The following is a 24,198-nucleotide window of genomic DNA, read 5'->3' as shown; positions in this document are numbered from 1 at the left end:
GCGCCTTTCGTTTCGCGCCGGCCGGTTCGCTAACCGGTACTCAGCGCATCGAGCGTCGCGCTCTCGCGATGCTTGCGTCGTTTGGTGACGACGCCGTGGGTCGGGCTGAACAGGTAGACACCGAAGAACGCGATGCCCTGGACGAGGACGACCATCCCGCCGGGGGAGGTGTCCTGGTAGTAGGAGACGTAGAGGCCGATGACCCCGCAGATCGCCGAGATCGCGGGCGCGATGACGAGCATCCGGCCGAAGCGATCGGTGAGCAGTCGGGCCGTCGCGCCGGGGATGATGAGCATCGCGACCACGAGCACGATGCCGACCACCTGCAGCGCGGTCACCGCGGTGAGGGCGAGCAGCGCGAGAAGGGCCGCGCCGAGGAGTTTCGGGCTGAGTCCGATCGCGAAGGCGTGCGTGCGGTCGAAGGCGTAGAGGGTGAAGTCGCGTCTCTTGAGCAGCAGCAAGGTCGCCACGATCGCACCCAGGATCGCGATCTGCACGAGATCCGACGTCGAGACGCCCAGGAGGTTGCCGAAGATGATGTGGTTCAGGTCGGTCTGGCTCGGCGTCACCGAGATCAGCACCAGGCCGAAGGCGAAGAGGGTGGTGAAGACGATGCCGATGGCGGCGTCCTCCTTGACCCGGCCGCCGTCGCGGACAGCGCCGATCAGTGCCACCGCCAGGAAGCCGAAGATCACCGCGCCGATGGCGAACGGCACGCCGACGATGTAGGCGAGGACCACGCCCGGCAGCACCGCGTGCGAGACCGCGTCACCCATCAGCGACCAGCCGATCAGCACGAGCCAGCACGACAACAGCGCACACACGACCGAGGCGATCAGCGTCGCCCACAGGGCACGCGTCATGAACGCGTAGGCGAACGGGTCGAGAAGGATGTCGACGATGTTCACGAGACCTCCTCGTGGCGATCGGTGGCGAGGCGCCCGGACTCGAGGCGTTCGGACTCGAGGCGTTCGAACGTCGGTCGGGCGAGCGGATCGAGCCCGAACGCGCGGACGAGGTTGTCGGTGGTGATCACCTCGGCCGGCGCGCCCTGCGCGATCACGCGGCGCATCAGCAGGATCGCCTCGTCGGCCAGCTCGGGCAGGACCTGCAGATCGTGCGTGGACACCAGGATCGTCGTCCCGGCATCGGCGAGTTCGCGTAGCAGTGCGGTGATGGTCCCCTCGGTGCGTTTGTCGACGCCGGCGAACGGTTCGTCGAGCAGCAGGATCTCGGCTTCCTGTGCGATGCCGCGGGCCACGAAGGCCCGCTTGCGCTGCCCGCCGGACAACTGGCCGATCTGGCGGTCGGCGAAGTCGGTGAGCTCGACGCGTGCGAGGGCTTCGTCGACGGCGTCGTGGTCGGCCCGCTTGGGGCGGCGCGTGAATCCGAGATGGCCGTAGCGACCCGTCATCACGACGTCACGGACCGAGACCGGGAAGCTCCAGTCGATGTCCTCGGACTGCGGCACGTAACCGAGCGCGCCGGCCCGACGCGCCGCGGCGGGGGTCCGGCCGCCGAGCCGGACCGTGCCGGTCGTCGGGGTCACCGACCCCACGATCGTCTTGAACAGCGTCGACTTGCCCGATCCGTTCATCCCGACGAGGCCGCACACCTGGCCGGACGGTACTCGTACCGACGCGTGGTCGAGCGCGAGGATGTCGCCGTACCGTACGGTCACGTCCGTCACCTCGATGGCGGAACCGCTTGTCGCTGAGACGTTCACGTGTTGCTCCCGGTCAGGCCCGACACGATGGTCGCGACGTCGTGGCGGATGAGGTCGAGATAGGTGGGTACGGGGCCGTCGGCCTCGGAGAGCGAGTCGACGTACAGGGTGCCGCCGAACCGGGCGTCGGTCGCGTTCACGACTTGTCGCATCGGGGCGTCGGAGACCGTGGACTCGCAGAACACGCCGGGGACACGGTTCGCCCGGACGAAGTCGATCGTCTCGGCGACCTGTTGCGGCGTCGCCTGCTGTTCGGCGTTGACCGGCCAGATGTAGCGCTCGACGAGTCCGGCGTCGCGGGCGAGATACGAGAACGCGCCCTCGCAGGTGACGAGGGCCCGCTCGTTGGCGGGTAGTCCGGCGAGTGCGGAGGTGAGATCGGTCTGTACCTGCTGGAGCTGCCGCTTGTACGCGGTCGCGTTCGATTCGAAGGTGGCGGCGCCGTCGGGGTCGAGCTCGGTGAACGCGCGCACCATGTTGTCGACATAGATCTGCACATTCACCGGACTCATCCACGCATGCGGATTCGGCTTGCCCGCATAGGCATCCGACGCAATGTCGATCGGTTCGACACCCTCGCTGACGACGACGTGCCGGACGTCGAGGCCGTCGACGAACTGTGCGAACCAGGCTTCGAGGTTGAGACCGTTGTCGAGGACGAGCGACGCGGTCGCGGCCCGGCGGATGTCGCCGGGAGTCGGCTCGTAGCCGTGGATCTCGGCTCCCGGCTTGGTGATCGACTCCACCTGCAGACGGTCGCCGGCGACCTCCGAGGCGATGTCGGCGAGCACGGTGAACGTGGTGAGCACGACCTTCTCGTCGGGCAGCCGACTCGACAGCGTGCATCCTGCGAGGATCGTGCACACGGCAGCAAGCAGTGCCCCGACGGTGACGAACCGGCGACGCACGAGCTTGGGCATGCCGACACTATAGTTTCGGTTCACCGAACTTTCTAGTTCGGGGGCTAATGTGCCCGGGAGCGGCGTCATCGGCGTATCGCGAGGAGATGGAACTCGGCGAAGCGGTGGGTGTCGTCGGCACGCTTCACCGTGCGCCACTCCTCGTCGAAACCAGCGTCGGCCAGGGCCGCCGCCATCCGATCCGGGTGCCAACGCCAGGCGGGCGCCACCCGATGATCGAAATCGACGATCTCGTCGGTGTCGATCGTCTGCCCGGCGACCAGCACGCCGCCGCCGGTGGGCATCCGACCGGCCCAGCCGTCGAGAATGCCGGGAACGGACGCGGGTGGCACATGGATCAGGCTGAAGCGCGCCACGATTGCGGCGACGTCGATGTCGTCGAGCTCCGTCGAGGTCAAATGCGCGTCGTCGAGAACGAAGCGTAGGTCGGCATGCGACGATCTCGCGATCCGCAGCATCTCGGCGCTCGGGTCGACGCCGAGGACATCGAGACCGGCGGAGGCCAATTCCGCCGTCACACCGCCCGGTCCGCAACCCACGTCCAGCACGGTCCCGGGGATCCCGCTCCCGCGAACGTGGTCGACGAAGGACTCGATCACGCGGCGCTGCAGCGCGTTCGAGAACGGCGAGGGGAATGTCGCGGCGTACAGGTCGGCGAGGGCGTCGTAACCGGGCTGGTACCCGGCAGAGTCGTCGCCGGCACTCATGCGATCCGGACTCCGCGCGGCAGCTTTCCCGCAGGGATCCGCAGACGACGTGCCGCGGCAACGTATCCGAGTCCGCCGAGCGCCAGATAGATCCCCAGGCCGACGTACCACGAGTGGCCCATCTCGGACGTCTCATGTGCTGCTTCACGGGCGCGATGGCCGGTGGGGTCGCTCCCGTCGCTGTAACCGTAGGAGATGTCGGCACATGTCCGCGGGCCGATGTACGGACCCGCCCGGACTGCCGACAGGGTCCGTGCGATCTCCTGGGCTGCCGTGCTGTCGGAGGTCCTCATCGGGTGCTGCGGCGGCGAGGAGACGGCGTCGGCCACGATGAAGAACGGATTCGGGGCGAGGAGCCACCAGATGCGGTCGTGGTGGTGGAATTCCTCTCCTCGGGTGACCTCGCGACACGTCCAGATGGGCGTCGGGCTCGATGGGTCGGTCGCCGTCGTGTCGGTGCGGACCACCGAATGCGTCTGCGCGACTGTCGGATACAGCAGGCCGAACACCACCGGCAGGCCGAGCAGGAGGAAGAAGACGGCGGCTTGCGTCAGCACCGCGGACCCTGCCGGTCGCGCCGTCACCGCGGAGAACCCGAGTCCGATCCCCGCGTAGCAAGCGAAGACGAGCGCGAGGACGACCGCGCCGACCACCCCGCGCCAGATCGGCTGGGGCGCTTCGACCAAGCCCCAGATCACATACGGTGCGGCGACGGCGACCAAGGCCATCCCCGCCACCCAACTGCCGATGAGCTTGCCGAGTGCGAGTTGCCAATTGCTGATCGCGGTGTCCTGCACCACGGCCAGGGTCGCGTCCTTGCGGTCACCGTTGATCGTGGTCGCCGCCAGGGTTGGGGCCACGATGATCCCGAGTAGCACCAGGAATCCGATCAGGAGCCCGTACAGATTCGACGCCCACCCGGCGTAGGTGCCGCCGAATGCCCCGACGGCCAGGTACATCGATCCGAAGACGGCGAGGGAGGTCACGACGAAGGCGACGACGAGCGTGGCCTTCCATCTCGTCGTCCGTAGCCGTTGGCGGAGTTCGAGTTCGACGATGACCCCGACCATCCGCCACCACGACGAGAATCGGGCCCGCGGCGAGACATCTGCTTCGTGCGTCTCGGTGGTCATCGGCGCTCCGGGTCGAGTGCGAGGTAGGCATCTTCGATGCCGGAGGACACAGGAGCGAATTCGCTGACCGCCGCACCGGACGACACCACCTGCGCGAGGTGCCGCGCGGCAGCGGACTCGTCGTCGAAGCGAACTTCCCGCGCCTGCCCGGGCGGCTGCCCGACGAGCCGGATCCGCCACACCCCGCCGGCCGCACCGTGCGGTGTGCGGGTTCGGCCCCCGGTCATCAGCACGACGTCGTCGACCATCTCCTCCAGCTCGGAGAGGATGTGCGAGGACACCAGGATGGCGCACCCGTCGTCGGCGAGGCGGCGCAAGTGGCCGCGCAGCTCCATCCGTGACCGCGGGTCCATTCCGGATGCCGGCTCGTCGAGCAGCAGAATCCGGGGCCGGTGCACCAGGGCTCGGGCGAAGCCGAGGCGCTGTTTCTGGCCGCGCGACAGCTCGTGCGCCGGCCGGGTCGCGAAATCGGTGAGATGGACCGACTCGAGCAGTTCGGCGGCGCGTTGCCGCGCCTGGGTGGTGGGCATTCCGTACAGCTTGGCGAAGGTCGTCAGGATCTCGTGCGTCGTGAGGCTTTCCCAGGTGCCGAAGATGTCCGGCATCCACCCCGTCAGTCGACGCATGTCCGCCGGCTTCGCCGGCGCGTCGTCGACCACGATCGCACCGGTGTCGGGGGCGAGCAGGCCGGCGAGAAGCAGGAGCAGGGTGGTCTTGCCCGCCCCGTTGGGCCCCACGAGCCCGGTGATCCTGCCGGATCCGAGTTCGAGGCTCGCATCGGCGACGGCCGTGTGCCGGCCGAAGGTGCGCGAGAGCCCGGTCGCGACCAGTGACATGGCTCGACCGTAGCCGAGTGTCAGATGACCCCGGCCGTCCGCAACGCCGCGATCTCGTCTTCGGGCAGCCCGAGCAATCCGCCGTAGACGGCCTCGTTGTCGCAACCGGGGGCGGGGGGACCGGCGTTGCGGATGCCACCGGGGGTGTCGCTGAACTGTGGCACGACGCCGGGACCGAGGACGGTGCGGTGCGCACGCTCGTCGTAGTGTTCGGCGATCATCCCCCGTGCCTGTAGATGCGGGTCGGCGACCACCTCGGCGACGGAGTTCACCGGTCCGACAACGACTCCCGCGGCACCGAGTACTTCGGTCAGCTTCTCCGGTGTGTACTGCCGCGACCATTCGCCGATCAAATCGTCGAGCTCGTCCTGGTTGCGTCCGCGCGCGGCGTGATCGACGAAGCGGTCGTCGGTCGCGAGCTCGGGTTGTCCCATCGCCGCGCACAGCCGGGCGAACACCGAATCCTGGTTGGCGGCGATGATGACGTGAGTGCCCGCGCTGGTCGGGTAGAGGTTCGACGGTGCGATGCCGTCGAGCCGGGTGCCCGACGGGCCGCGGACGACGCCACCTGCGTCGTAGTCCGCGATGGCCGATTCCTGCACGGCGACACACGATTCGATGAGGGAGGTGTCGACGACCTGCCCCTCGCCGGTCACCGAACGCCGGTACAGTGCCGCGAGGGCGCCCTGCGCGGCGAACATACCGGCCAGGGTGTCGCCGAGTGACAGCGCCAGCCGGGGCGGGAGCTGTCCGGGGTAGCCGTTGAGATACCGCAGACCGCTGGCGGCCTCGGCGACGGAGGCGTACCCGGCTCGTGTCGAATCCGGGCCGGTCTGGCCGTAGCCCGAGACCCGCACCACGACGATGCCCGGGTTGCGAGCGGACAGTACATCCGGGCCGATGCCGAGCCGCTCGAGCGTCCCGGGACGGAAATTCTCGACGATGATGTCGGCCCGTTCGACGAGATCGAGGAACAGCTCGCGCCCTCGGTCCGCCCGCAGATCGAGGGTCACCGCCTTCTTGTTGCGGCCGTGCACCGTCCAATAGAAGCGGTGACCGTCGACCTCCGCCTGTCCCCAGGTGCGGATCGGATCGGGCTTGCCGGGCGGTTCGATCTTGATGACGTCCGCGCCCATGTCACCCAACAGCCGTGCCGCGTGTGGTCCGGCGATGAGCGTGCCCAGTTCGAGGACGGTGACGCCGTCGAGCGGGCCGGCGGGACGGTCGCTCATCGGTCTCGGCGAGGTGTCGGTCATCCAGACAGTGTGGCCGGTCACCCGGCGTGCGCCAAGGGTCGGCCCGGGTGGCCGGCCGATCGCGGTGCGGTCTCGCCTGCTGGCTCGACACACTCGGAACGTTTGAAACAAATCAACCCCGATGTGTCAATGAGTACGAGCCGACGCTAGGGTGTGTGTCGTCGAACACACCGAAGGGGCGGGCAGAACATGGTTGATCAGGCGCCGGGCACGGGACTGCTGCCGGACATCCGGTTGGCGGACATGGTGTCGGGAGTCGCGTCGTTGCGTCGTGACGCTGGCACGATCCTGCGGACCCTACCGGCGATGCTGCCCACACCGCCGACCACGAAGATGTCCATCGGCAAGCGGTTCCAGCAGAGTGCGCAGAAGTACCCCGACCGGGACTTCCTCCGGTTCGAGGGTGCGTCGATCACCTACCGCGAGGCCAATGCTCGGGCCAACCGGCTCGCGGATCTCCTCACTCGCGAGGGTGTCGGGCGCGATGACGTGGTCGCGGTGCTCTCGCGTAATCACCCCGATGTCGTCATCGCGATGTTCGCGATCGTCAAGATCGGGGCGATCTGCGGAATGCTCAACTTCAATCAGCGCGGCGCGGTGCTGGAACACAGTCTCGGACTCATCGAGCCGAAAGTGGTTCTCTATCAGTCCGATCTGCTGGAGGCGCTGGAATCGGTGCCGACCGGATGCCGACCGGAGAAGGAGTTCACCTTCGCCGAACTCGCCACACTGACCGCGCGCTGCTCACCGCTCGACCGGCCGGTCACCGACTCGATCGAGGTCGGGTCGACCGCGATCTACATCTTTACCTCGGGCACAACGGGTTACCCGAAGGCCAGCAAGATGAGTCATTACCGCTGGCTGGTGGCGATGAACGGCATCGGCGGGTTGGGAATCCGTCTGCGCGGCGACGACGTCATGTACACGGCGTTGCCCTTCTACCACAACAACGCTCTCACGATCTCGGTCTCGTCGGTCCTCGCATCGGGCGCCTGCCTGGCCATCGGCAAGCAGTTCTCGGCGTCGAAGTTCATCGACGAGATCATCGAGAACAACGCCACCGCGTTCGCCTGCATCGGTGAGCTGTGCCGCTATCTCCTCGCGCAGCCGCCGAAGCCGACCGATCGCGCGCACCGCCTCCGGCTCGCCGTCGGCAACGGTCTGCGCCCGGACATCTGGGATGCCTTCACCGAGCGGTTCGGTATCGACCGCGTCGTCGAGTTGTATGCGGCGAGCGAGGCGAACATCGGTTTCATCAACGTCTTCGGCTTGTCCAAGACGGCCGGGTTCTCGCCGTTGCCGTACACGATCGTCGAATACGACGACGAGACCGGCGAGCCACTGCGCGGTCCCGACGGGCGGGTGCGGCCGGTCGGGAAGGGTGGTACCGGATTGCTTCTCGCGCAGATCAATTCACGGGTACCGTTCGACGGTTACACCGACCCGGCCGCGACCGAACGAAAGATCGTCCGCGACGCGAAGCGCAAGGGCGACAAGTGGTTCAACAGCGGCGACGTCGTCCGCGATCAGGGCTTCTCGCACATCGGCTTCGTCGACCGCATCGGTGACACCTTCCGCTGGAAGGGCGAGAACGTGGCCACCACCGAGGTCGAGGCGGTGCTCGACGCGCACCCCGCCGTCGAGGAGGCGGTCGTGTTCGGTGTGCCCGTTCCGGGGGTCGACGGCAAGGCCGGCATGGCGGCGGTGAGCCTGCGCGACGGCGAGACCTTCGACGCCGACGGTCTCGCCCGACACGTTCGCGACGGTCTGCCCGCGTACGCCGTGCCGCTGTTCGTCCGGATCGTCGAGGCGCTGGAACACACCTCGACGTTCAAGAACATGCGCACCGAACTCCGCAAGCAGGCCTACGGGCAGACCGGCGACGATCCGCTCTACGTGCTCGTCGGGGAGAAATACGTCGAGTTCTATCCGGAGTTCGTCGAGGAGTTGGCCGGCCGGCCGACGCGCTGAGGTCAGGCACCGCGCAGCGCGGACAGGCGCTCGCCGACGAAGTCGAGCGCGCTGCGCTGCCAGAGCCCGATGTGATCGAGCATGGCGTGACCGCCGCCGGGGACCGGGATGAACTCGGCGTCGATTCCGAGTGCCGAGAGCTCGTCGATGCCCTTGCGGGTCCGTTTCGCGAGCGTGCGCGTGTCGGCGTCGCCGTGCACCGCGACGACCCGCGCGCCGGGCTGGATGTGTCGCCAGTCGGCGAACTGCCACCACGGCGCCAGGCCGAGGACGCCGATGACCCGGCGGTCGGCGGCGAGATGGGCGGCCACGCGTCCGCCCATCGAGTGTCCGATCGCGACCACCGGCACGCCCGGGTGCCGTCGGCAGATCTCGTCGAGTGCCGCACGGGCGGGGAGCAGAGGCGAGTTGTCGTCGCCGTTCCAGCCGTACACGCGGTAGCCGACCTGGTGGACGCGCACCGACCGGCCGAATCGCAGTCGCAGCGACCAGGTGAACGGGTACATGCGCAGGGCGGACGGCTGCCAGGGACTGAACGGTTTGTGGCTGTTGTCCGTGCCGCCCGGCAGGACGAGCACGAGCAGGCTGGGGGATCGGCGTCCGGGGGACAGCAGTCCCGACAATCCGGCGATCAGCATGTGTGCAGGCCCCTTCGATGCGACGTCGACGATCGTCCCACCGTAGCGATTCGGTATCCGGGTCCGGACGGATCGGTTCGTCGACCGGGCGAACGGCGTGTGGAGTGGCACAATCGCGGTCATGGCACATCCTCGCGCTGGTACCTTGGCCCTGCCCGAAGACCTCGTCGACGTGGACGCCCTGGCGCGTGCCTATTACGACAACACACCCGACCCGTCGGACCCGTTGCAGCAGGTCGTGTTCGGGACGTCGGGGCATCGCGGATCGAGCTTCGACAACGCGTTCAACGAGGCCCACATCCTCGCGACGACGCAGGCGATCGTCGACTACCGCCGCTCCGCCGGGATCTCTGGTCCGCTGTTCATCGGGTTCGACACCCACGCTCTCTCGGTCCCCGCCTGGCGCACCGCACTCGAAGTGCTCGCGGCCAACGAGATCACCGTCTACACCGCCGAGAGCGACTCGTTCACACCCACGCCGGCGGTCAGCCGCGCCATCCTCATGTTCAACCAGGACAACCCGGGGGTGCTGTCCGACGGCATCGTCGTGACGCCGTCACACAATCCGCCGCGGGACGGCGGGTTCAAGTACAACCCGCCGACCGGCGGTCCCGCAGACACCTCGATCACCTCGGTCGTCGCGGCGCGGGCGAACGAACTGCTCGAGCAGAAGCTCGACGGTGTCGCGCGCATCCCGTTCGAGCGTGCGCGCGGCAGCGAGTTCGTGCACGACTACTCGTTCCTCCTCAACTACATCGACGGACTCGGCGATGTGGTCGACATGCGGGCGATCCGCGATGCCGGCATCCACATCGGCGCCGACCCGCTCGGCGGCGCGTCCGTCGGCTATTGGGCGCTGCTGGGCCTCCGATACAACCTCGAACATCTGACGGTCGTTAATCCGACGGTGGACCCGACGTTCTCGTTCATGACGCTCGACACCGACGGCAAGATCCGGATGGACTGTTCGTCGGCCAACGCGATGGCCTCGCTCATCTCCTCCCGTGATTCCTACGACATCGCGACCGGCAACGACGCCGACTCGGACCGGCACGGCATCGTCACGCCCGACGCCGGTCTGATGAACCCCAACCACTACCTGGCCGTCGCGATCGACTACCTCTTCACGCACCGGCCGCAGTGGTCGGAGTCGGCGGCCGTCGGCAAGACGCTCGTGTCGTCGTCGCTGATCGACCGGGTGGTCGCCGGGATCGGACGACCGCTGCTCGAGGTTCCCGTCGGCTTCAAGTGGTTCGTCGACGGCCTGCTGAACGGTCGCGTCGCCTTCGGTGGTGAGGAGAGCGCCGGGGCGTCGTTCCTGACCTTCGACGGCAGCCCGTGGTCGACCGACAAGGACGGCATCATCATGGCGCTGCTGGCGTCGGAGATCCTCGCGGTGACGGGCAAGTCGCCGTCGCAGCGCTACGCCGAACTCGCCGAGGAGTACGGGACGACGGCGTACGCGCGGATCGACGCGCCGGCCAGCCGGGAGCAGAAGGCGGTGCTGTCGAAGCTGTCGCCGGAGCAGGTGACGGCGACGGAACTGGCGGGCGAACCCATCTCGGCGATCATGACGACCGCACCGGGCAACGGCGCCCCGATCGGCGGCCTGAAGGTCACGACGGAGAACGCCTGGTTCGCGGCTCGTCCCTCGGGGACCGAAGACGTCTACAAGATCTACGCCGAATCCTTCAAGGGCGCAGACCATCTCGCGCAGGTGCAGAGCGAGGCGCAGCACGTCGTCGACGCGGCGCTGGGGGCGTGAGCGAGTAGCGGGACGGCGGTGGTGGTCACCGCCCCGGTCCGGCCGGACGTTCCCTCAGACAATTTTCAGCGCGGCGCCGTTATTGTCGGAATGTGAGCAAGAAGCGCAAGCCGGGAGCATCGGTGCCCCGCACCACCAACTCGAAGTATCAGCCGAGCGCGCCGTCGAACACGATGACCTACGTGCTCGGCGGCATCGCGGTCCTGGTGATCGCGGGCCTCGTGATCGGCGGGATCTGGTGGAGCGGACGCGATCAGGGTGACACCGATCAAGCCGCGCTGGCGTCGAGTTCGACGATGATCGTCGGTCCCGAGACCGCTCCGCTCATCGACGTCTTCGAAGACCCGATGTGTCCGGTGTGCAAGGTGTTCGAGCAGCAGTCCGGACCGGCCATCACCAAGGCCGTCACCGAGGGCAAACTCCGCGTGCGCTACCACACGCTGCACTTCTTGAACTCGCGGTCGGCGACCGGTGACTACAGCTCGCGGGCTGCCGGTGCGCTGACCTGCGTGGCCGACGAGCAGAACACCGATCTGTTCCTGCGATTCCACAGCGCGCTGTTCGCCGCCCAGCCGCCCGAGGACGGCACCGGCAACATCACCAGCCCCGAGCTCGCGCGTCTCGCCACCGAGCAGGGCGCGACGCCGGCCACCGCCACGTGCATCACCGACAATGCGAAGGTCGCCCAGGCCGAGGAGAACGCGCAGAAGTCGACCGACGAACTGTCGAAGGCGACCGGCGGCCAGGTCGGCACCCCGACCGTGCTGCACGACGGCGAGCCCGTCAACGGCGTCCTCGAGGGCACCGGTTGGCTCGACAGCATCCTGGGTGGTGGCAACTCCTGAGTCGCGTGACGCCGACTCGACACCGATCGGGTCGGCGTCCTGGCGATTTGGCTGGTATCGCCGAGATGGTGTAACTTCGCCAGTGCCCTTGAACAGGGCGGAACAACAAAATACGGGGCTATGGCGCAGCTGGTAGCGCACCACACTGGCAGTGTGGGGGTCAGGGGTTCGAGTCCCCTTAGCTCCACCGAACGAAGCCCGTTCCGACTGATGTCGGAACGGGCTTCGTCGTTGGTGGGATAGAGCCTGTCGAACCGAGTTGCGTAGTGACAGCTAGGCGCTCTACGGAGGCGGCGACGTGTTCTAGCTACCGGATTCGAAGTAGGGTGCGATATCCCTGACGAAATCGGTTGTGCCAGAGGCTGCGAGAGCATCGAGGAACTGTTCGGTGGTCACCGGTGGGCGACGACGCTTGTCGGCGGTTTGGGCTACAGAGGCCACCGCACGCGCCGGATTGCGGTGGAGTAGGTCCAACAGGAACTGGTCGGAGCTGCGTATGTGCAGCCCCAGCGGCTCCACAACTGCTTTGGGAAAATGCTGGATGTTGTCGGTGACGATCGCGGCCGCGTGGCCTCTCACGGCGGCTGCGACAACGTGTCGGTCGTCGGGATCGGGCATTCCTGAGATTGCCGTTTCAAGTGGTTCCCAGCCTTCGACGCACGCGTCCTCGAAGGCATCGTTCATTGCATCGACCCGCAAGCGTGCGGTCGTCTCTGAGACTCGTCCTTTTGTCGCCCGATTGATACCGCGCACCGTCTCGTCCATGATGCGGTTGCTCCACAGAGGGTAGAACGCCCGGTGCTCGGCGAAGGTGAGCAGCAGATCGGCCTTGTGGATCGGCACCAGGACACACGCGTCGAGCATCACGCGAAACCCCGCCACTACCGCTTGCGCTCCTCGGCAATCTCGCGGCGAGATGTGCGCATGGCTTCCCGGTAGTCCTCGGCGGGCACGTCGTACAGACCGCTGTCTTCGGCGTCATCGACGAGAGCTTGCAGTGCCCCGCGCCGCTCGATTGCGCGCTGTGACTGATACTCGAGTAGATCGCCCAACTTCACGCGCCGGTGTCGGCTGCCTTCTACGGTCTCGAAGGGGATTCTGCCGCTCTCCAGCAGTTTGATGAGAGTAGGGCGGCTGATGCCGAGGTAGTCGGCCGACTCCTGCGTCGAGAGTTTCTGGTCGACCGGAGCGACAACGACCGCGCGGTGCGCGCGCATCGCATCCACGATCTGTGTCAGCGTCCGATAGACCTCGAGTGGGAGAGGAACTTCTTCACCGTCGGGCCCGACGAGCGCGGCGGGCTCGTGGTGGTGATCGAGGAACCGCGACAAATCCATGAGGGCGTCGAGGTCGGGGGCGTCGGTCGGGGGGAAGAATGTTCCTGTTCTGCGCGGTGCGGTAGTCGGGCTCATCTGACAAGTTTGCCGACTAATCGAAATATCCGCAATCCCTTGGTGGCTGTATTGGCAGCTTGGGGTCAGCGGTTCGAGTCCCCCTGGCTCCACCGAACGAAGCCCGTTCCGACCGATGTCGGAACGGCCTTCGTCGTCGAACGGGTCCGGTCAGTCGTGCCCGATGCCCACGGGCATGGGGAGGATCTCGACGCGGGCGAGGCCCGAGGTGACGGCCGGGTCGGCGGCGCTGATGGCCCGGACATCGTCCTCGGAGTCGGCGCGCACCACGCCCAGGCCCCAGTTGCCGGCCGGGTCGAGGACGGGACCGAAGATCACGGCGGTGCCGTCGGCGAGCAGCCCCGACCAGTACGCGCCGTGGCGGCCCATGATGGCGGCCTCGTCGTCGGACATGTCGCCGGGACCGAAGGTGGGACGCGGCGGGACGAGTTTGTACACGAAGTGGGTCATGTTCTGACGCTCTCTCTTCAGGGGTGGGTCGATTCGATGACGTCGACGCAGGCCGCCAGGGCGGCGGCCCAGCCGCCGGAATACGCGCCGGAGCTGTAACCGCCTGGCGCGGCGCAGTCTTCGCGAAGCTGTTCCTCGCTCAGATGCTCCCAGCCGCGGTGTTCCACGGACACCCGCGTCAGAGCCGGACCGAGCGAGGTGAACGACAGCTCGACCTCGGTCGGCTCGGGAGTGTTCAGCCACGACATGACGAACCGACTCGGGGGTTCCCACACCGCCAATCGACCCCATTCGGCGGTCGTGCCGTCGTCCCAGGTCTCATAGACCCGGCCGCCGGTGAACTCGTCGATGGTCACCGTCCGTGCCCGGTCCCCGCCGATCGACATCGGCTGCAGCGGCCACCAGACCCCGATGGTCCGGACAAAGGTGGTGAAGACGTGGTCGAGATCGCTACGGACGGTGGTGGATTGACGTATCGGCGGCCGTCGGAGCGGGAGAACGGCACCGCCATCGCGACTTCCGGCGTCGGCGACCTCGCGTTCACCCGGCACGGTTCACCTCGTCGGCGTCGGTCAGTCCGCGTTCGGCCTCGACCAGTTGCCGCGCGACGTCGAGAGATGACGCCCACATGTCGTCGAGCAGGTCGCGTAGTCGGTCGATGCCCTCGGGTCGGGCGCGGTAGATGCGTCGGGTCCCCTCGCGGCGTTCGGCCAGCAACCCGGCGTCTTTCAACACCGTGATGTGCTGAGAGATCGCGGTGCGGCTGACGTCGAACCGGGCGGCGATGTCGCCCGCGGACAGCTCCTCGCCGGAGACGAGTTCGAGGATGGCGCGGCGGCGGGGCTCCGCCATCGCGCGCAGGGCCTCGTCGACGCCTGGGGACTTGTCGGTCACGCCCAGAGTCCGATCGAGTTGCCGTCGGGGTCGGCGAACATCGCGAATCTGCCGTACCCATCCGGGAGGTCCGTGGGCGGCACGAGTGCCTTGCCACCGAGCGTCTCGGCCCGGTCGAGGGACGCCTGCAGATCGTCGACGCGCATGTAGACACTCACCCCGCTGGTCCCGCCGGGTTCGGACACGGCGCCGATGCCGCCGGAGACGGCGCCGTCACCTGCGCCGGTGTCGACAAGCGAGTATTCCGGGCCGGAACTGTCGTCGATGGTCCAGCCGAACAGATCGCGATAGAACGCGGTGAGACGGGTGGGGTCATGCGAGGTGATCTCGAAGAATGCGACTGGTGCTCCCATGAGGACTCCTTGTGCCGGTATGTGTCGGTAATGGCTAACGTTAGCGATTGCTGACGGAACACGCAAGGGTGTGGAGAGCCATGACCGGTCTCGGCCTGTGCCCTAGAGTCCAGCCATGGGTGTCGCACTGTCGTCGGAGGTCGTATGGGGGATTCGGTGAGTCACGACCGGCCGTGGCGGCGCCCGGGTGCTCTCCGCTACGGCCTGCGGCGGGTGCGGAACGCCGTACGTCCGCCGGTGACCATCTACCCGCCACCCGACGACATGATCAAGGATGCCGACGTCCCGGTGGTGATGCGCGACGGGGTCACCCTGCGGGTCAACGTGTATCGGCCGGCGGGGGATGGTCCGTTCCCGGTCCTGCTCTCGGCGCACCCCTACGGCAAGGACGCGCTGCCGGTCCGGACGCGGTTCGGGTGGAAGATCAACTTCCAGTACCGGATCATGAATCAACCTGCGCCGTATCGCGTTTCGAGTGAGACGGGCTGGGAGGCGCCCGACCCCGCGGTCTGGACCTCGCGGAGCTACGTCGTCATCAATGCCGACCTGCGCGGCGCGGGGACCTCGGAGGGAACCGGATCGCTGCTCTCCGACGCCGAGGCCCTCGATGTCCACGACCTGATCGAGTGGGCCGGCCGGCAGTCCTGGTCGACCGGAGCGGTCGGCATGCTGGGCGTGTCGTATCTCGCGCTCTCGCAGTACAAGGCGGCCGCACTCCACCCGCCCCACCTCGCGGCGATCTGTCCGTGGGAAGGGTTCACCGACCTCTACCGCGACTTCATGAAGCCCGGTGGAGTCGACGAGAGAGGGTTCTCCCGCATCTGGGCTCTCGTCACCCGGAAGGCCGCCCGGTTGTCGGAGGACATCGGTGCCGAACGCCGCCGCCACCCCCTGCGAGATGACTGGTGGCAGAGCAAGACACCGAATCTTACGGCCATCGAGGTGCCGATGCTGGTGTGCGCCAGTTTCTCCGACAGCAATCTGCACAGCGCGGGTTCGATGCGTGCGTTCGAGCGGGCCGGGTCGGCTCACAAGTACCTGTACACCCACCGCGGACCGAAATGGGCGACGTTCTACAGCGACGACGCGGTGGCGACCCAGCACGCGTTCTTCGACCGACACCTGCGCGGGGACACGACCAGGACCCTGCCACGGGTCCGCCTCGAAGTCCGGGGGTCGCGGACCGAGGTCACCGATGTACGCGAGGAACATGAGTGGCCGCCGGCGGCGACCACGTGGACCGAACTGCTACTCGCCGACGGTGATCGTCTGACCCGGGTCACCGGGGGAGGCGTGGCGAGTGGTTCGTCGGTTCTCGACCTGCGCGGGGCCGGGCTGGCCTACGACCTTGCCATCGATTCTCATCTCGAACTCTCCGGACCGATGAGTGCTCGACTATGGGTCAGCCTGCCGCGCGGTGGGGATGCGACGTTGTTCGTGGCAGTGGAGAAATGGGCCGGAACGCGGTGGGTCCCGTTCGAGGGTTCGTACGGATACGGCCGGGACCGCATCGTGACGGGTAGGCAGAAGCTCTCCCTGCGAGCACTGGACCGCGATGCATCGTCGGTGGCCCGGCCGGTGCACAGCTTCGACCGCGTTCAGTTGCTGGAGCCCGGTCAGATCGTGGAGATAGAGGTCGGACTCGGTTCGTCGGCAACATCTTTCATGCCCGGCGATCGCCTGCGGCTGGTGCTCGCGGGACGGAACATCGACCGGGGCAACCCGTTGACCGGACATTTCCCCGCCCGCTATCAGACCGGTCCCCGCGGAACGTGTCGGATTCATCGGGGCGGAGATCATCCCTCGATGCTGACGGTGCCGCTGATCGAGGCGACGAATCCGGCGGCCGGTCTGAATCCGTGACGACAGCTGAGGAGAGTACGTGGTGACGACCGAACCCCCGACCTGGCTGCTACTGCCGGGAACCCCGCTGTCGCCGGCGGTGTGGGACGGCGTGCGTGCCGAGCTGGCCGAGTACGGACACGTGATCACGCCTGCGATCAGCCCGCCGCCGGGTTATGCGGATGACGATCTACCCGCGCGGCTCGCCGCCGGGGTCGCGGAATCGGTTGCGTCCGAGGCGCCCTGGCATGTGGTGGGACATTCCTTCGGCGGACAGGTGGCCCTGGAACTCGCGATCCGGCGCCCCGAGCTCGTCTCCCGCCTGACGCTGCTGTGCACCCGAGACACGCCCTTCCCGGCATTCGACGCTGCGGCAGCCGCCGTCGAGGCCGGCACCGTCGATGTCGACGGCACACTCGGACGCTGGTTCAGCGCAGACGAGTTGCGCAACGATGGACCGGTCGTCCGCTACGCTCGCGAAGCCGTGGCCGCCGCGGACCACGCGTCCTGGGCGTCGGCGCTGCGCGCGATCGCCCACTTCGACTGTTCGCAACGCACCGCGTCGATCTCGTGCCCGGTGACCGTGGTCGCGGCCGAACACGACACGGTGTCCGACGTCGCCTCCATGAAAGCCATGCATCAGCGGATACCGGGATCGGGCTTCATCGTCCGCGCCGGGGCCTGGCATATGAGCATCTTCGACGACCCGGCCGCGGTGGCGCGAATCCTCCTCTGACGACCGGCGAATCTCGACCGTCGGGCTTCAGGTCGCGTCGGCGATGATCTGCCGCTGGGCCGTGAACATCTCGGCCAGATTGTTGCTGACCGTGGTGTCCATCGCGGGCGGGGCGTCGTCAACCGTGTTGTGCGTGACCGTGAACGACACGCCCCGCTCTTCGCCGACCACGATGATCCCGGCGAGGTGAACCTCGATCGCACCGACCTCGTACTCGCCGGTCATCCGGACCGCTTTGTAGTCACCGTCGATCGGCAGCTCGACCTTCTCGAGCGCGAGAGTGACCGGGACGTCGCCGTCCTCGAGGGTCAGCGTGAAAGACGAACAGGCGGAGACGATCTCGTCGAACTCGTCGTAACCGTTGTCGGCCGGCTTGGTCACGTCGGCACTGTAGTTGTCGAGACCGAAGAGTATCTCACTGGACGACGAGGTCTCGGTGAGCTCGCGCTCCGCGCGTTCGTTGCCGGTCTGCTGAGACTGGACCAGCGTCGCACACTTCTCGTTGTCCACGGTGCTGCCGTTGTCGTCGGTACTGCCGGTCTCCGTGCTGAATTCGCCCGTGATGTCCGGGAACTGGTCTTCGGGCAGCACCAGTTGGAGGGCCGAGGCGGTCGGGATCGACGGTTCGTCGTCGCCACCACCGCGCAGGGTCAGCGCCAGCACCACCGCCACCACGACGATCAGTACGAGGACCAGTCCGCCGCCGCCGATGAACCACCACTTCTTGCTCCCGCTCTTGGCCGGCGGGGGCGGTTGCTGACCGAACGGCTGGCCATACGGTTGTTGGCCGTACGGCTGCCCACCGTACGGACCCGGGTTCGGCGGCTGGCCGGGAGCCGGCTGCGGCCCGCCGGGTTGGTGACCGCCAGATGGCGGCCAGCCGGGTTGCTGCGGCCCCTGCGGACCCATTGCGGTCGGCTGGTTGGGGTCGTAGGGACTGCCCACGGTCGGCTCCTCCTGGTCGGTGACCTCGGGAGATTACCGCGCTTCGATGGGGGCATCGCCGGGTTTCATGCGACCGAATGAGCGACGTCCGGCGGACGGGTCCGGACGTTCACAGGAGCGCGGGCGGTGGGTATTTCGGTTCGTACAGCGTGATCTCCCCGGCGCCGGGGACCTTGACCCGGACAGTCACGCCCCAGCCCTCATCAGTCGGGGTGCCGGCGAACTCGGCGCCCCGGCCGGCGAGTTCGCGCATGGTGGAGTCGAGATCTTCGCACATGAACGACACGTCGAACTTCTGATCGGTGCGCCCGGCGCTTCCCTCGTGCTCCCAGGCATTCGGGTGCGCTCCGAGTTCGCTGGGACCGGTCTGGAAGATCAGCCAGCCGCCGCCCGTGTCGACGTGCGGGAAGCGCAACACGTCGCGGAAGAAGGCGCGGGCGGCGTCCGGGTCGTCGCAGTAGATCAGTGTGTGCACCGCGGTGATCATGGCGATCAGAGTAGTCCGGCCGCGGGAGTCGAACCGGCGTTGTTCGCAGAAGCCGGAACCGGCTCCCAGCGCTGAATCTCCGTCCCCGTGAGTCGGCGCGAAGGGCAATATACCCTTCAAACCTGTTGAGGGGGAGCCAAATTCGCTGGGAGGACGATCCCGCGTCGGTTTGCTGGCCCTTCGTGGCTCGTCGCTAACGCTCCTCACACCTCCGGGAGCAGGGCTGGGACCTGCGGGTTTACAGTCTTTCGGATGAGGCAGTAAGGGGAAGGTCAGCTCACCGCCTTGGCGACCAGCGTCGCGATGGTCTTTTCCGCCTCGGTGTCCAGGGTGCTGACCGCGAACGACGTCGGCCAGAATCCGCCGTCGTCGAGGCTCGCGTTCTGGGTGAACCCTAAGGTGGAGAACCGCTCCTTGTCGTCGTGCCCGCTGCGGAAGAAACACACGACCTTGCCCTTCAGCGCGTAGGCCGGTTGCCCGTACCAGAGCTTCGGCGCGAGGTCCGGCGCGGTCGTGGTGACGATCGCGTGGATGCGTTCGGCCAGCGCGCGATCGGCCGGGTCCATGCTCTCGAGCTTCGCGAGCAGATCCAGTTCCTCGGCCGCCTTCTTGTTCCCGCGCCCGCGGGTCTTCTCCTTCTCGAGCTCCGCGGCGCGCTCCTTCATCGCGGCCCGTTCCTGATCGGAGAATCCTCCAGAGCTGCCCATTCGCGTTTCCTTCGTGGTCGACGGCCTCGGGGCCGAGGCAGCATTCACGGTAGTCCGCGGCGGGTCGAGGGGCTTCTCGATTCCGAACCGGTCAGAGGTCTCGACGCGGACTCACACCCGCCCACGCAAGATCGCGTTCCAGTACAGGCGCGGGAGGGCATATCGGTCGAAGGCCCACGCACTCCGGCGCGGTTTGAGCGGGTCGATGACCGACGGCAATGAGGACGTGACGGTCCCGTCGCGGTCGAACTCGGCGGCGATCAGATGATGTGCGTCCGTCGCGATCGGAGCGACGGTGTACCCGTCGTAGGCGGTGAGCTCCTCACCGGCCCGCGCGGCCGCGATGTTGTCTGCGAGCACCGAGATCTGCCGGCGCAGCCCGCCGCCCGATGGGTCGGTCGCGATCGCGGCGCCGTCACCGGCTCCCCAGATGGACGGATGGGTGCGGTGACGCAGCGTGTTGGGATCGATGTCGACGAGCCCCCGGCCGCGGGCGCCGGCCAGGCCCGAGTCGGTCACCAGGTCGGCGCCTCGGAAGGGCGGGACGAGGTGCAGCATGTCGTAGTACACATCTCGGGTGGCCGAGCCGGTGACGACGGTGACCCGGCGATCGACCGGATGTAGTCGTACGGAACTGTCGAGCAGCACGCGGACGCCGAGTTCGTCGAGGCACTCCGAGAGGCGGGCGTCGAGGGCCGCGACTCCGAGCAGATGGGGCCGGTCAACGATCAAGGTGATGTCGAGCGACTCGAGGATGCCTCGACGCCGCCAGTGGGCGGCGGCCAGGAAGAGTGGTTTGAGTGTGGTCCCGGTGCAGCTGACCGGCGGACGCGGGACGGTGAACACGGCCCGTCCACCCCGCGGCATCGAGGTGACGAGATCCCAGGTCTGTTCGGCCCGGTCGAGATAGTTGCTGGCCACCGCCGGGTCGGCGATCGCGAGCTCGATCCCCGGCATCGCGTCGTGATCCGGTACGAGTCCGACGGCCAGGACGAGGTCCCGGTAGCCGATGTCGGCGCCCGAGACGCAGCGGACCGTCCGCTTTCCCGCGTCGACGACGACGGCGGTGTCGCGCAACCACGTCACCCCGTCCGGCGTCACCGATCGCTGCGTGCGCTCGGCGTCCTGCAGCGTCGCCTGACCTCCGCCGACGTAGGAGAGCAGTGGGCGGTACGTGTGGACGGCCTGCGGTTCGATCACCGCGACATCGGTGACGCCCAGGCGCAGCAGTCGCGCCGCCGCGCTGAGGCCGGCGTTTCCGCCGCCGACGATGACGACGTCGAAGTGTCGGGTCTCGCGAGATGAGGTCATGCGGGTCAATACCCGGCCGGGCGCTCGGGAAAACCGGGGGAGCCGGCTGCCGCGTGCCGGGGCCGCCTCGGCCGGGTCCTCGTGGTCCGAGAGCTGGGTGCGACCATGGACCGATGACCGCCACGCTCGTCGCCAAGGACGTCGCCGGGGGATATGCCCACCGCGTCCTCTTCGACCACCTCGATCTCACGGTGGCACCCGGCGACGTGATCGGCGTGGTCGGTGCGAACGGTGCCGGGAAGACCACGCTGCTGCGGGTACTCGCCGGTGATCTCGCGCCCCTGGAGGGGACGGTGACCCGTGCACCGTCCGACGCTTTCGTCGGATGGTTGCCGCAGGAGCACGAACGGGTTCCCGGTGAGGTGGTGCGCGCGTACGTCGCCCGCCGGACGGGGTGCGCGGCGGCGACGACCGCGATGGACGCGGCGGCGGACGCGTTGGCCGACCCCGACGCCGCGGCGCCGGGAGATCCGGCCGAGACGTATGCGGCCGCGCTCGACCACTGGTTGGCCACCGGGGCGGCCGATCTCGACGAGCGGCTGCCCGCGGTCCTCGCCGACCTCGGGCTCGGTGACGGTGTCATCGACCCGGATGCCACCCTGATGGCGGATCTGTCCGGCGGCCAGGCCGCCCGGGTCGGGCTCGCCGCGCTGCTGTGCTCGCGCTTCGACATCGTGCTCCTCGACGAACCGACCAACGACCTCGATCTCGACGGTCTCGCGCGCCTGGAGGAGGTCGTGGCCGGCATGCGGGGCGGCGTCGTCCTCGTCAGTCACGACCGAGAGTTCCTCGCGCGCAGCGTCACCCGGGTGCTCGAACTCGACCTCGCGCAGCACACCAACACCGTGTACGGCGGCGGCTACGAGAGCTACCTCGAGGAGCGTGCCGTCGCCCGCCGTCACCGTCGCGAGGAGTACGAGGAGTTCGCGGCCAGGAAGGCCGACCTCGTCGCACGCGCTCGGACCCAGCGTGAATGGTCGAGCCAGGGTGTCCGCAATGCCATCCGGAAAGCGCCGGACAACGACAAGATCCGACGCCGCGCCGCCACCGAGTCCAGTGAGAAGCAGGCGCAGAAGGTCCGGCAGATGGAGAGCCGGATCGCTCGGCTCGACGAGGTCGCCGAACCGCGCAAGGAATGGGTCCTCGAGTTCACCATCGGGTCCGCGCCGCGCTCCAGCTCAGTGGTCGCCACCCTCAATGAAGCGGTCGTGCGAAAGGGGGATTTCGTGCTGGGCCCGGTGTCGTTACAGGTGAACGCCGGCGAACGCATCGGCATCACGGGCCACAACGGTGCCGGCAAGACGACGCTGCTGCGGCTACTGCTCGGTCGCGTTGAACCCGACGAGGGGACCGCGCGACTCGGTGCCAACGTCGCGATCGGCGAGATCGACCAGGCGCGTGGCCTGTTCACCGGTCCCCGGCCGCTGGCCGAACGGTTCGAAACGCTGGTCCCCGAATACTCCACCGCGGACGTGCGGACGTTGCTCGCCAAGTTCGGCCTGCGGGCCGATCACGTGGACCGGCCGGTCGGAGAGCTGTCACCCGGCGAACGCACGCGGGCCGGACTCGCCCTGCTGCAGGCGCGGGGCACCAATGTCCTCGTCCTCGACGAGCCGACCAACCACCTCGACCTGCCGGCCATCGAGCAACTCGAGTCCGCCCTCGATTCCTACGACGGCGCAGTGCTTCTCGTGACCCACGATCGGCGCATGCTGCAGAACGTGCGCGTCGACCGGCACTGGGACGTCGACGGCGGCCGGGTCGGCGAGCGCTGAGTTCTCTCAGCCCGCGAGCCGGGTGTCTACCCCACGCACGTCCGCGGGCAGATCCTCCTCGGCGCTCCCGAGTCCGAGGTGCTCGCGCAGGGTCGTGCCCTCGTACTCCGTGCGGAACAGGCCGCGGCGCTGCAACTCCGGCACCACGTAGTCCACGAAATCGTTGAAGGTGCCCGGGGTTTGCGCACTCGACACGATGAACCCGTCGGCCTCACCGCCGGTGAAGGACTCCTCGATCTGATCCGCGACATCGGCGGCCGTGCCGACGAACTGCGGCAGCAGCACTCCCTGGGCGTAGAGCTTGCCGATGTCGCGGAGGGTGAGACTGTCCCGCTCGGAGAGGCGTCGGGCGACGTCGAACAGCCCCTGTGTGCCGCTCACCTGGACGTCTTCGACGGGAGCGTCGAGATCGTAGGCGGAGAAGTCGTGGTCGGTGTGAACCGACAGCGTGATCAGGCCGGAGATCGGATCGGCGAGTTCGTTGTGGAACGCCTGCTTCTCCCGGGCGATCGACTCGGTCTCGCCGATGAACGGGATGAACGCCGGGAAGATGTTGACGTGGTCGGGATTTCGGCCGAAGTTCACCGCCCGCGACTTCACGTCGTCGTAGTAGGCCCGGCGTCCCTCCGGGGTCGGGTCGATCTCGAAGATCGCCTCCGCCCACCGCGCGGCGAAGTCCTTGCCGGTGTTCGACGACCCCGCCTGGATGAGTACCGGGCGATGCTGCGGTGAGCGGGGCTGGTTGAGCGGACCCCGCGTGCGGTAGTGCGTGCCTTCGTGGTCGACGGTGTGGATCTTCGACGGATCCGCCCAGACGCCGGACTCCTTGTCGGCGGTGACGGCGTCGGCATCCCAGCTCGACCACAGCTTGATCGCCGTGCTGACGAACTCCTCGGCACGCACGTACCGCTCGTCGTGTCGGACGTGGTCGTCGAAGCCGAAGTTCTGCGCCTCGGCCTGCGACAGCGACGTCACGGTGTTCCACGCGATCCGTCCGCGGGTGAGGTGATCGAGGGAACCGAAGACGCGCGCGAGTTCGTAGGGGTGAAAGTAGGTGGTGGACTTGGTGACCGCGATACCGAGTCGCGTGGTGACGGCGGCGATGCTCGCCGCGACCAGGCTCGGATCGATCGTCGCGGCGGCCTGAGTGCCGCGCCGGAAGGGTTCGGACTGGTCGCCGCCGAACCGGACCGGTGCGGCGAGCAGGTCGGCGAAGAAGGCGAAGTCGAACTTGCCGCGTTCGAGGATGCGGCCGACCCGGTGGTAGTGGTCTGGCCCGAAGTAGTCGGTCTCCGACCCGGGATGACGCCATGCGGCGTGCGAGTGGGTGACGGGGGAGGCGATCAAGAAACCACCGAGGTGGAGCTGACGGGTCACGAGTGGGGTCCTTCGGGGTTCGGCATCGCGGAGTCGGTCCGATGGCGGCGACGCGCGACGGATGCGGCGAGACGGTCGGGACAAGTCAAGGCGCTGGGTCAGCCGGCGGCCA

At 67.8% G+C, this 24,198-nt stretch carries 25 protein-coding genes and 1 tRNA gene; 7 read left to right on the top strand and 19 right to left on the bottom strand.

Features of this window, described 5'->3' with window-relative positions:
* Positions 1-29: 29 nt before the first annotated feature.
* From ACFUEJ_RS13650 to ACFUEJ_RS13620, 7 genes are all read right to left on the bottom strand, one after another.
* The gene (locus tag ACFUEJ_RS13650) at positions 30-908 is read right to left on the bottom strand and encodes a metal ABC transporter permease (RefSeq protein ID WP_058253663.1); all 879 of its coding nucleotides are present in this window, start codon (positions 906-908) and stop codon (positions 30-32) included.
* Positions 905-1,726 carry a metal ABC transporter ATP-binding protein gene (locus tag ACFUEJ_RS13645; protein WP_065631559.1) on the bottom strand — a complete coding sequence of 274 codons (822 nt, stop codon included), beginning with the start codon at positions 1,724-1,726 and terminating at the stop codon, positions 905-907. Before ACFUEJ_RS13645 ends, ACFUEJ_RS13650 begins: the two co-directional genes overlap by 4 nt.
* Positions 1,723-2,646, bottom strand: coding sequence for a metal ABC transporter substrate-binding protein (locus tag ACFUEJ_RS13640; RefSeq protein WP_065631558.1), 924 nt, complete (start codon positions 2,644-2,646; stop codon positions 1,723-1,725). Before ACFUEJ_RS13640 ends, ACFUEJ_RS13645 begins: the two co-directional genes overlap by 4 nt.
* Before the next feature lie 65 nt (positions 2,647-2,711).
* Positions 2,712-3,353, bottom strand: a complete 642-nt coding sequence (locus tag ACFUEJ_RS13635) for a class I SAM-dependent DNA methyltransferase (protein WP_388029948.1) — start codon at positions 3,351-3,353, stop codon at positions 2,712-2,714.
* Positions 3,350-4,486 (bottom strand): ABC transporter permease, encoded by a 1,137-nt coding sequence (locus ACFUEJ_RS13630; protein WP_388029946.1) that lies wholly within the window; start codon positions 4,484-4,486, stop codon positions 3,350-3,352. The genes ACFUEJ_RS13635 and ACFUEJ_RS13630 overlap by 4 nt, the downstream gene beginning before the upstream one ends.
* A complete protein-coding gene (locus tag ACFUEJ_RS13625) occupies positions 4,483-5,322 on the bottom strand; it encodes an ABC transporter ATP-binding protein (protein ID WP_065631555.1) in 840 nt (279 codons plus the stop codon). Before ACFUEJ_RS13625 ends, ACFUEJ_RS13630 begins: the two co-directional genes overlap by 4 nt.
* Before the next feature lie 20 nt (positions 5,323-5,342).
* On the bottom strand, positions 5,343-6,578 hold the full coding sequence (locus ACFUEJ_RS13620; RefSeq protein ID WP_068971896.1) for a CaiB/BaiF CoA-transferase family protein: 1,236 nt from the start codon (positions 6,576-6,578) through the stop codon (positions 5,343-5,345).
* Positions 6,579-6,767: 189 nt separating this feature from the next.
* Between ACFUEJ_RS13620 and ACFUEJ_RS13615 the strand changes: the two genes are divergently transcribed.
* On the top strand, positions 6,768-8,549 hold the full coding sequence (locus ACFUEJ_RS13615; protein WP_068971873.1) for a long-chain-acyl-CoA synthetase: 1,782 nt from the start codon (positions 6,768-6,770) through the stop codon (positions 8,547-8,549).
* 2 nt (positions 8,550-8,551) lie between these two features.
* On the opposite strand, the gene ACFUEJ_RS13610 is transcribed toward ACFUEJ_RS13615, so the two are convergent.
* Entirely contained in the window at positions 8,552-9,310 is a 759-nt protein-coding gene (locus ACFUEJ_RS13610; RefSeq protein ID WP_137810756.1) for an alpha/beta hydrolase, read from the bottom strand.
* Between ACFUEJ_RS13610 and pgm the strand changes: the two genes are divergently transcribed.
* The 3 genes from pgm (at position 9,309) to ACFUEJ_RS13595 (ending at position 11,984) form a co-directional block, all read left to right on the top strand.
* A complete protein-coding gene (pgm, locus tag ACFUEJ_RS13605) occupies positions 9,309-10,952 on the top strand; it encodes a phosphoglucomutase (alpha-D-glucose-1,6-bisphosphate-dependent) (protein WP_068971897.1) in 1,644 nt (547 codons plus the stop codon). The two genes, ACFUEJ_RS13610 and pgm, sit on opposite strands and share 2 nt — an antisense overlap.
* A gap of 92 nt (positions 10,953-11,044) precedes the next feature.
* Positions 11,045-11,797, top strand: a complete 753-nt coding sequence (locus tag ACFUEJ_RS13600; RefSeq protein WP_065631552.1) for a DsbA family protein — start codon at positions 11,045-11,047, stop codon at positions 11,795-11,797.
* A 114-nt stretch (positions 11,798-11,911) separates the two neighbouring features.
* A tRNA-Ala gene (locus tag ACFUEJ_RS13595) sits at positions 11,912-11,984 on the top strand.
* 116 nt (positions 11,985-12,100) lie between these two features.
* Here the strand turns inward: ACFUEJ_RS13595 and ACFUEJ_RS13590 are convergent.
* From ACFUEJ_RS13590 to ACFUEJ_RS13565, 6 genes are all read right to left on the bottom strand, one after another.
* Positions 12,101-12,679, bottom strand: a complete 579-nt coding sequence (locus tag ACFUEJ_RS13590) for a PIN domain-containing protein (RefSeq protein ID WP_083207433.1) — start codon at positions 12,677-12,679, stop codon at positions 12,101-12,103.
* Positions 12,679-13,209 (bottom strand): excisionase family DNA-binding protein, encoded by a 531-nt coding sequence (locus ACFUEJ_RS13585; protein ID WP_137810757.1) that lies wholly within the window; start codon positions 13,207-13,209, stop codon positions 12,679-12,681. Before ACFUEJ_RS13585 ends, ACFUEJ_RS13590 begins: the two co-directional genes overlap by 1 nt.
* Before the next feature lie 150 nt (positions 13,210-13,359).
* On the bottom strand, positions 13,360-13,659 hold the full coding sequence (locus ACFUEJ_RS13580) for a YciI family protein (RefSeq protein ID WP_137810758.1): 300 nt from the start codon (positions 13,657-13,659) through the stop codon (positions 13,360-13,362).
* Positions 13,660-13,676: 17 nt separating this feature from the next.
* Complete coding sequence (locus ACFUEJ_RS13575) at positions 13,677-14,210, bottom strand: SRPBCC domain-containing protein (protein WP_205333529.1); 534 nt, start codon at positions 14,208-14,210, stop codon at positions 13,677-13,679.
* Positions 14,200-14,553 (bottom strand): helix-turn-helix transcriptional regulator, encoded by a 354-nt coding sequence (locus ACFUEJ_RS13570; protein WP_078113706.1) that lies wholly within the window; start codon positions 14,551-14,553, stop codon positions 14,200-14,202. Before ACFUEJ_RS13570 ends, ACFUEJ_RS13575 begins: the two co-directional genes overlap by 11 nt.
* On the bottom strand, positions 14,550-14,906 hold the full coding sequence (locus ACFUEJ_RS13565; RefSeq protein ID WP_065631726.1) for a VOC family protein: 357 nt from the start codon (positions 14,904-14,906) through the stop codon (positions 14,550-14,552). The genes ACFUEJ_RS13570 and ACFUEJ_RS13565 overlap by 4 nt, the downstream gene beginning before the upstream one ends.
* Positions 14,907-15,050: 144 nt before the next feature.
* Between ACFUEJ_RS13565 and ACFUEJ_RS13560 the strand changes: the two genes are divergently transcribed.
* Positions 15,051-16,769, top strand: a complete 1,719-nt coding sequence (locus ACFUEJ_RS13560) for a CocE/NonD family hydrolase (protein WP_065631727.1) — start codon at positions 15,051-15,053, stop codon at positions 16,767-16,769.
* Positions 16,770-16,791: 22 nt separating this feature from the next.
* Entirely contained in the window at positions 16,792-17,484 is a 693-nt protein-coding gene (locus tag ACFUEJ_RS13555; RefSeq protein ID WP_388029937.1) for an alpha/beta fold hydrolase, read from the top strand.
* 27 nt (positions 17,485-17,511) lie between these two features.
* Here ACFUEJ_RS13555 and ACFUEJ_RS13550 read toward each other — a convergent pair whose 3' ends face one another.
* From ACFUEJ_RS13550 to ACFUEJ_RS13535, 4 genes are all read right to left on the bottom strand, one after another.
* Positions 17,512-18,429: a hypothetical protein gene (locus ACFUEJ_RS13550; RefSeq protein WP_388029935.1), complete on the bottom strand. Its 918-nt coding sequence runs from the start codon at positions 18,427-18,429 to the stop codon at positions 17,512-17,514.
* Positions 18,430-18,538: 109 nt separating this feature from the next.
* Positions 18,539-18,916, bottom strand: a complete 378-nt coding sequence (locus ACFUEJ_RS13545) for a VOC family protein (protein WP_388029932.1) — start codon at positions 18,914-18,916, stop codon at positions 18,539-18,541.
* A gap of 272 nt (positions 18,917-19,188) precedes the next feature.
* Positions 19,189-19,623, bottom strand: coding sequence for a DUF1801 domain-containing protein (locus ACFUEJ_RS13540; protein WP_388029930.1), 435 nt, complete (start codon positions 19,621-19,623; stop codon positions 19,189-19,191).
* A gap of 111 nt (positions 19,624-19,734) precedes the next feature.
* Positions 19,735-20,934, bottom strand: a complete 1,200-nt coding sequence (locus ACFUEJ_RS13535; protein ID WP_388029927.1) for an NAD(P)/FAD-dependent oxidoreductase — start codon at positions 20,932-20,934, stop codon at positions 19,735-19,737.
* Between the two features lie 113 nt (positions 20,935-21,047).
* On the opposite strand from ACFUEJ_RS13535, the gene ACFUEJ_RS13530 reads away from it, so the two are divergent.
* On the top strand, positions 21,048-22,709 hold the full coding sequence (locus ACFUEJ_RS13530; RefSeq protein WP_388029925.1) for an ABC-F family ATP-binding cassette domain-containing protein: 1,662 nt from the start codon (positions 21,048-21,050) through the stop codon (positions 22,707-22,709).
* A 6-nt stretch (positions 22,710-22,715) separates the two neighbouring features.
* On the opposite strand, the gene ACFUEJ_RS13525 is transcribed toward ACFUEJ_RS13530, so the two are convergent.
* Positions 22,716-24,086, bottom strand: a complete 1,371-nt coding sequence (locus tag ACFUEJ_RS13525; protein ID WP_388029922.1) for an LLM class flavin-dependent oxidoreductase — start codon at positions 24,084-24,086, stop codon at positions 22,716-22,718.
* Between the last annotated feature and the right edge of the window lie 112 nt (positions 24,087-24,198).

This window comes from Gordonia sp. NPDC057258 (genome assembly GCF_042668985.1).
In the GTDB taxonomy this organism is placed as follows: Bacteria; Actinomycetota; Actinomycetes; order Mycobacteriales; family Mycobacteriaceae; genus Gordonia; species Gordonia hongkongensis.
Note: the sequence above shows the minus strand (reverse complement) of the source record. Positions and strands in the feature narration are given on the sequence as shown.

Excerpts from the sequence above, each read along its gene's own strand:
- ACFUEJ_RS13635 (WP_388029948.1), bottom strand. The coding sequence starts at position 3,353 with ATGAGTGCCGGCGACGACTCTGCCGGGTACCAGCCCGGTTACGACGCC.
- ACFUEJ_RS13615 (WP_068971873.1), top strand. The coding sequence starts at position 6,768 with ATGGTTGATCAGGCGCCGGGCACGGGACTGCTGCCGGACATCCGGTTG.
- ACFUEJ_RS13585 (WP_137810757.1), bottom strand. The coding sequence starts at position 13,209 with ATGAGCCCGACTACCGCACCGCGCAGAACAGGAACATTCTTCCCCCCG.
- ACFUEJ_RS13560 (WP_065631727.1), top strand. The coding sequence starts at position 15,051 with ATGGGGGATTCGGTGAGTCACGACCGGCCGTGGCGGCGCCCGGGTGCT.
- ACFUEJ_RS13640 (WP_065631558.1), bottom strand. The coding sequence starts at position 2,646 with ATGCCCAAGCTCGTGCGTCGCCGGTTCGTCACCGTCGGGGCACTGCTT.
- ACFUEJ_RS13610 (WP_137810756.1), bottom strand. The coding sequence starts at position 9,310 with ATGACCGCGATTGTGCCACTCCACACGCCGTTCGCCCGGTCGACGAAC.
- ACFUEJ_RS13625 (WP_065631555.1), bottom strand. The coding sequence starts at position 5,322 with ATGTCACTGGTCGCGACCGGGCTCTCGCGCACCTTCGGCCGGCACACG.
- ACFUEJ_RS13545 (WP_388029932.1), bottom strand. The coding sequence starts at position 18,916 with ATGATCACCGCGGTGCACACACTGATCTACTGCGACGACCCGGACGCC.
- pgm (WP_068971897.1), top strand. The coding sequence starts at position 9,309 with ATGGCACATCCTCGCGCTGGTACCTTGGCCCTGCCCGAAGACCTCGTC.
- ACFUEJ_RS13540 (WP_388029930.1), bottom strand. The coding sequence starts at position 19,623 with ATGGGCAGCTCTGGAGGATTCTCCGATCAGGAACGGGCCGCGATGAAG.
- ACFUEJ_RS13580 (WP_137810758.1), bottom strand. The coding sequence starts at position 13,659 with ATGACCCACTTCGTGTACAAACTCGTCCCGCCGCGTCCCACCTTCGGT.
- ACFUEJ_RS13565 (WP_065631726.1), bottom strand. The coding sequence starts at position 14,906 with ATGGGAGCACCAGTCGCATTCTTCGAGATCACCTCGCATGACCCCACC.
- ACFUEJ_RS13630 (WP_388029946.1), bottom strand. The coding sequence starts at position 4,486 with ATGACCACCGAGACGCACGAAGCAGATGTCTCGCCGCGGGCCCGATTC.
- ACFUEJ_RS13535 (WP_388029927.1), bottom strand. The coding sequence starts at position 20,934 with ATGACCTCATCTCGCGAGACCCGACACTTCGACGTCGTCATCGTCGGC.
- ACFUEJ_RS13530 (WP_388029925.1), top strand. The coding sequence starts at position 21,048 with ATGACCGCCACGCTCGTCGCCAAGGACGTCGCCGGGGGATATGCCCAC.
- ACFUEJ_RS13620 (WP_068971896.1), bottom strand. The coding sequence starts at position 6,578 with ATGACCGACACCTCGCCGAGACCGATGAGCGACCGTCCCGCCGGCCCG.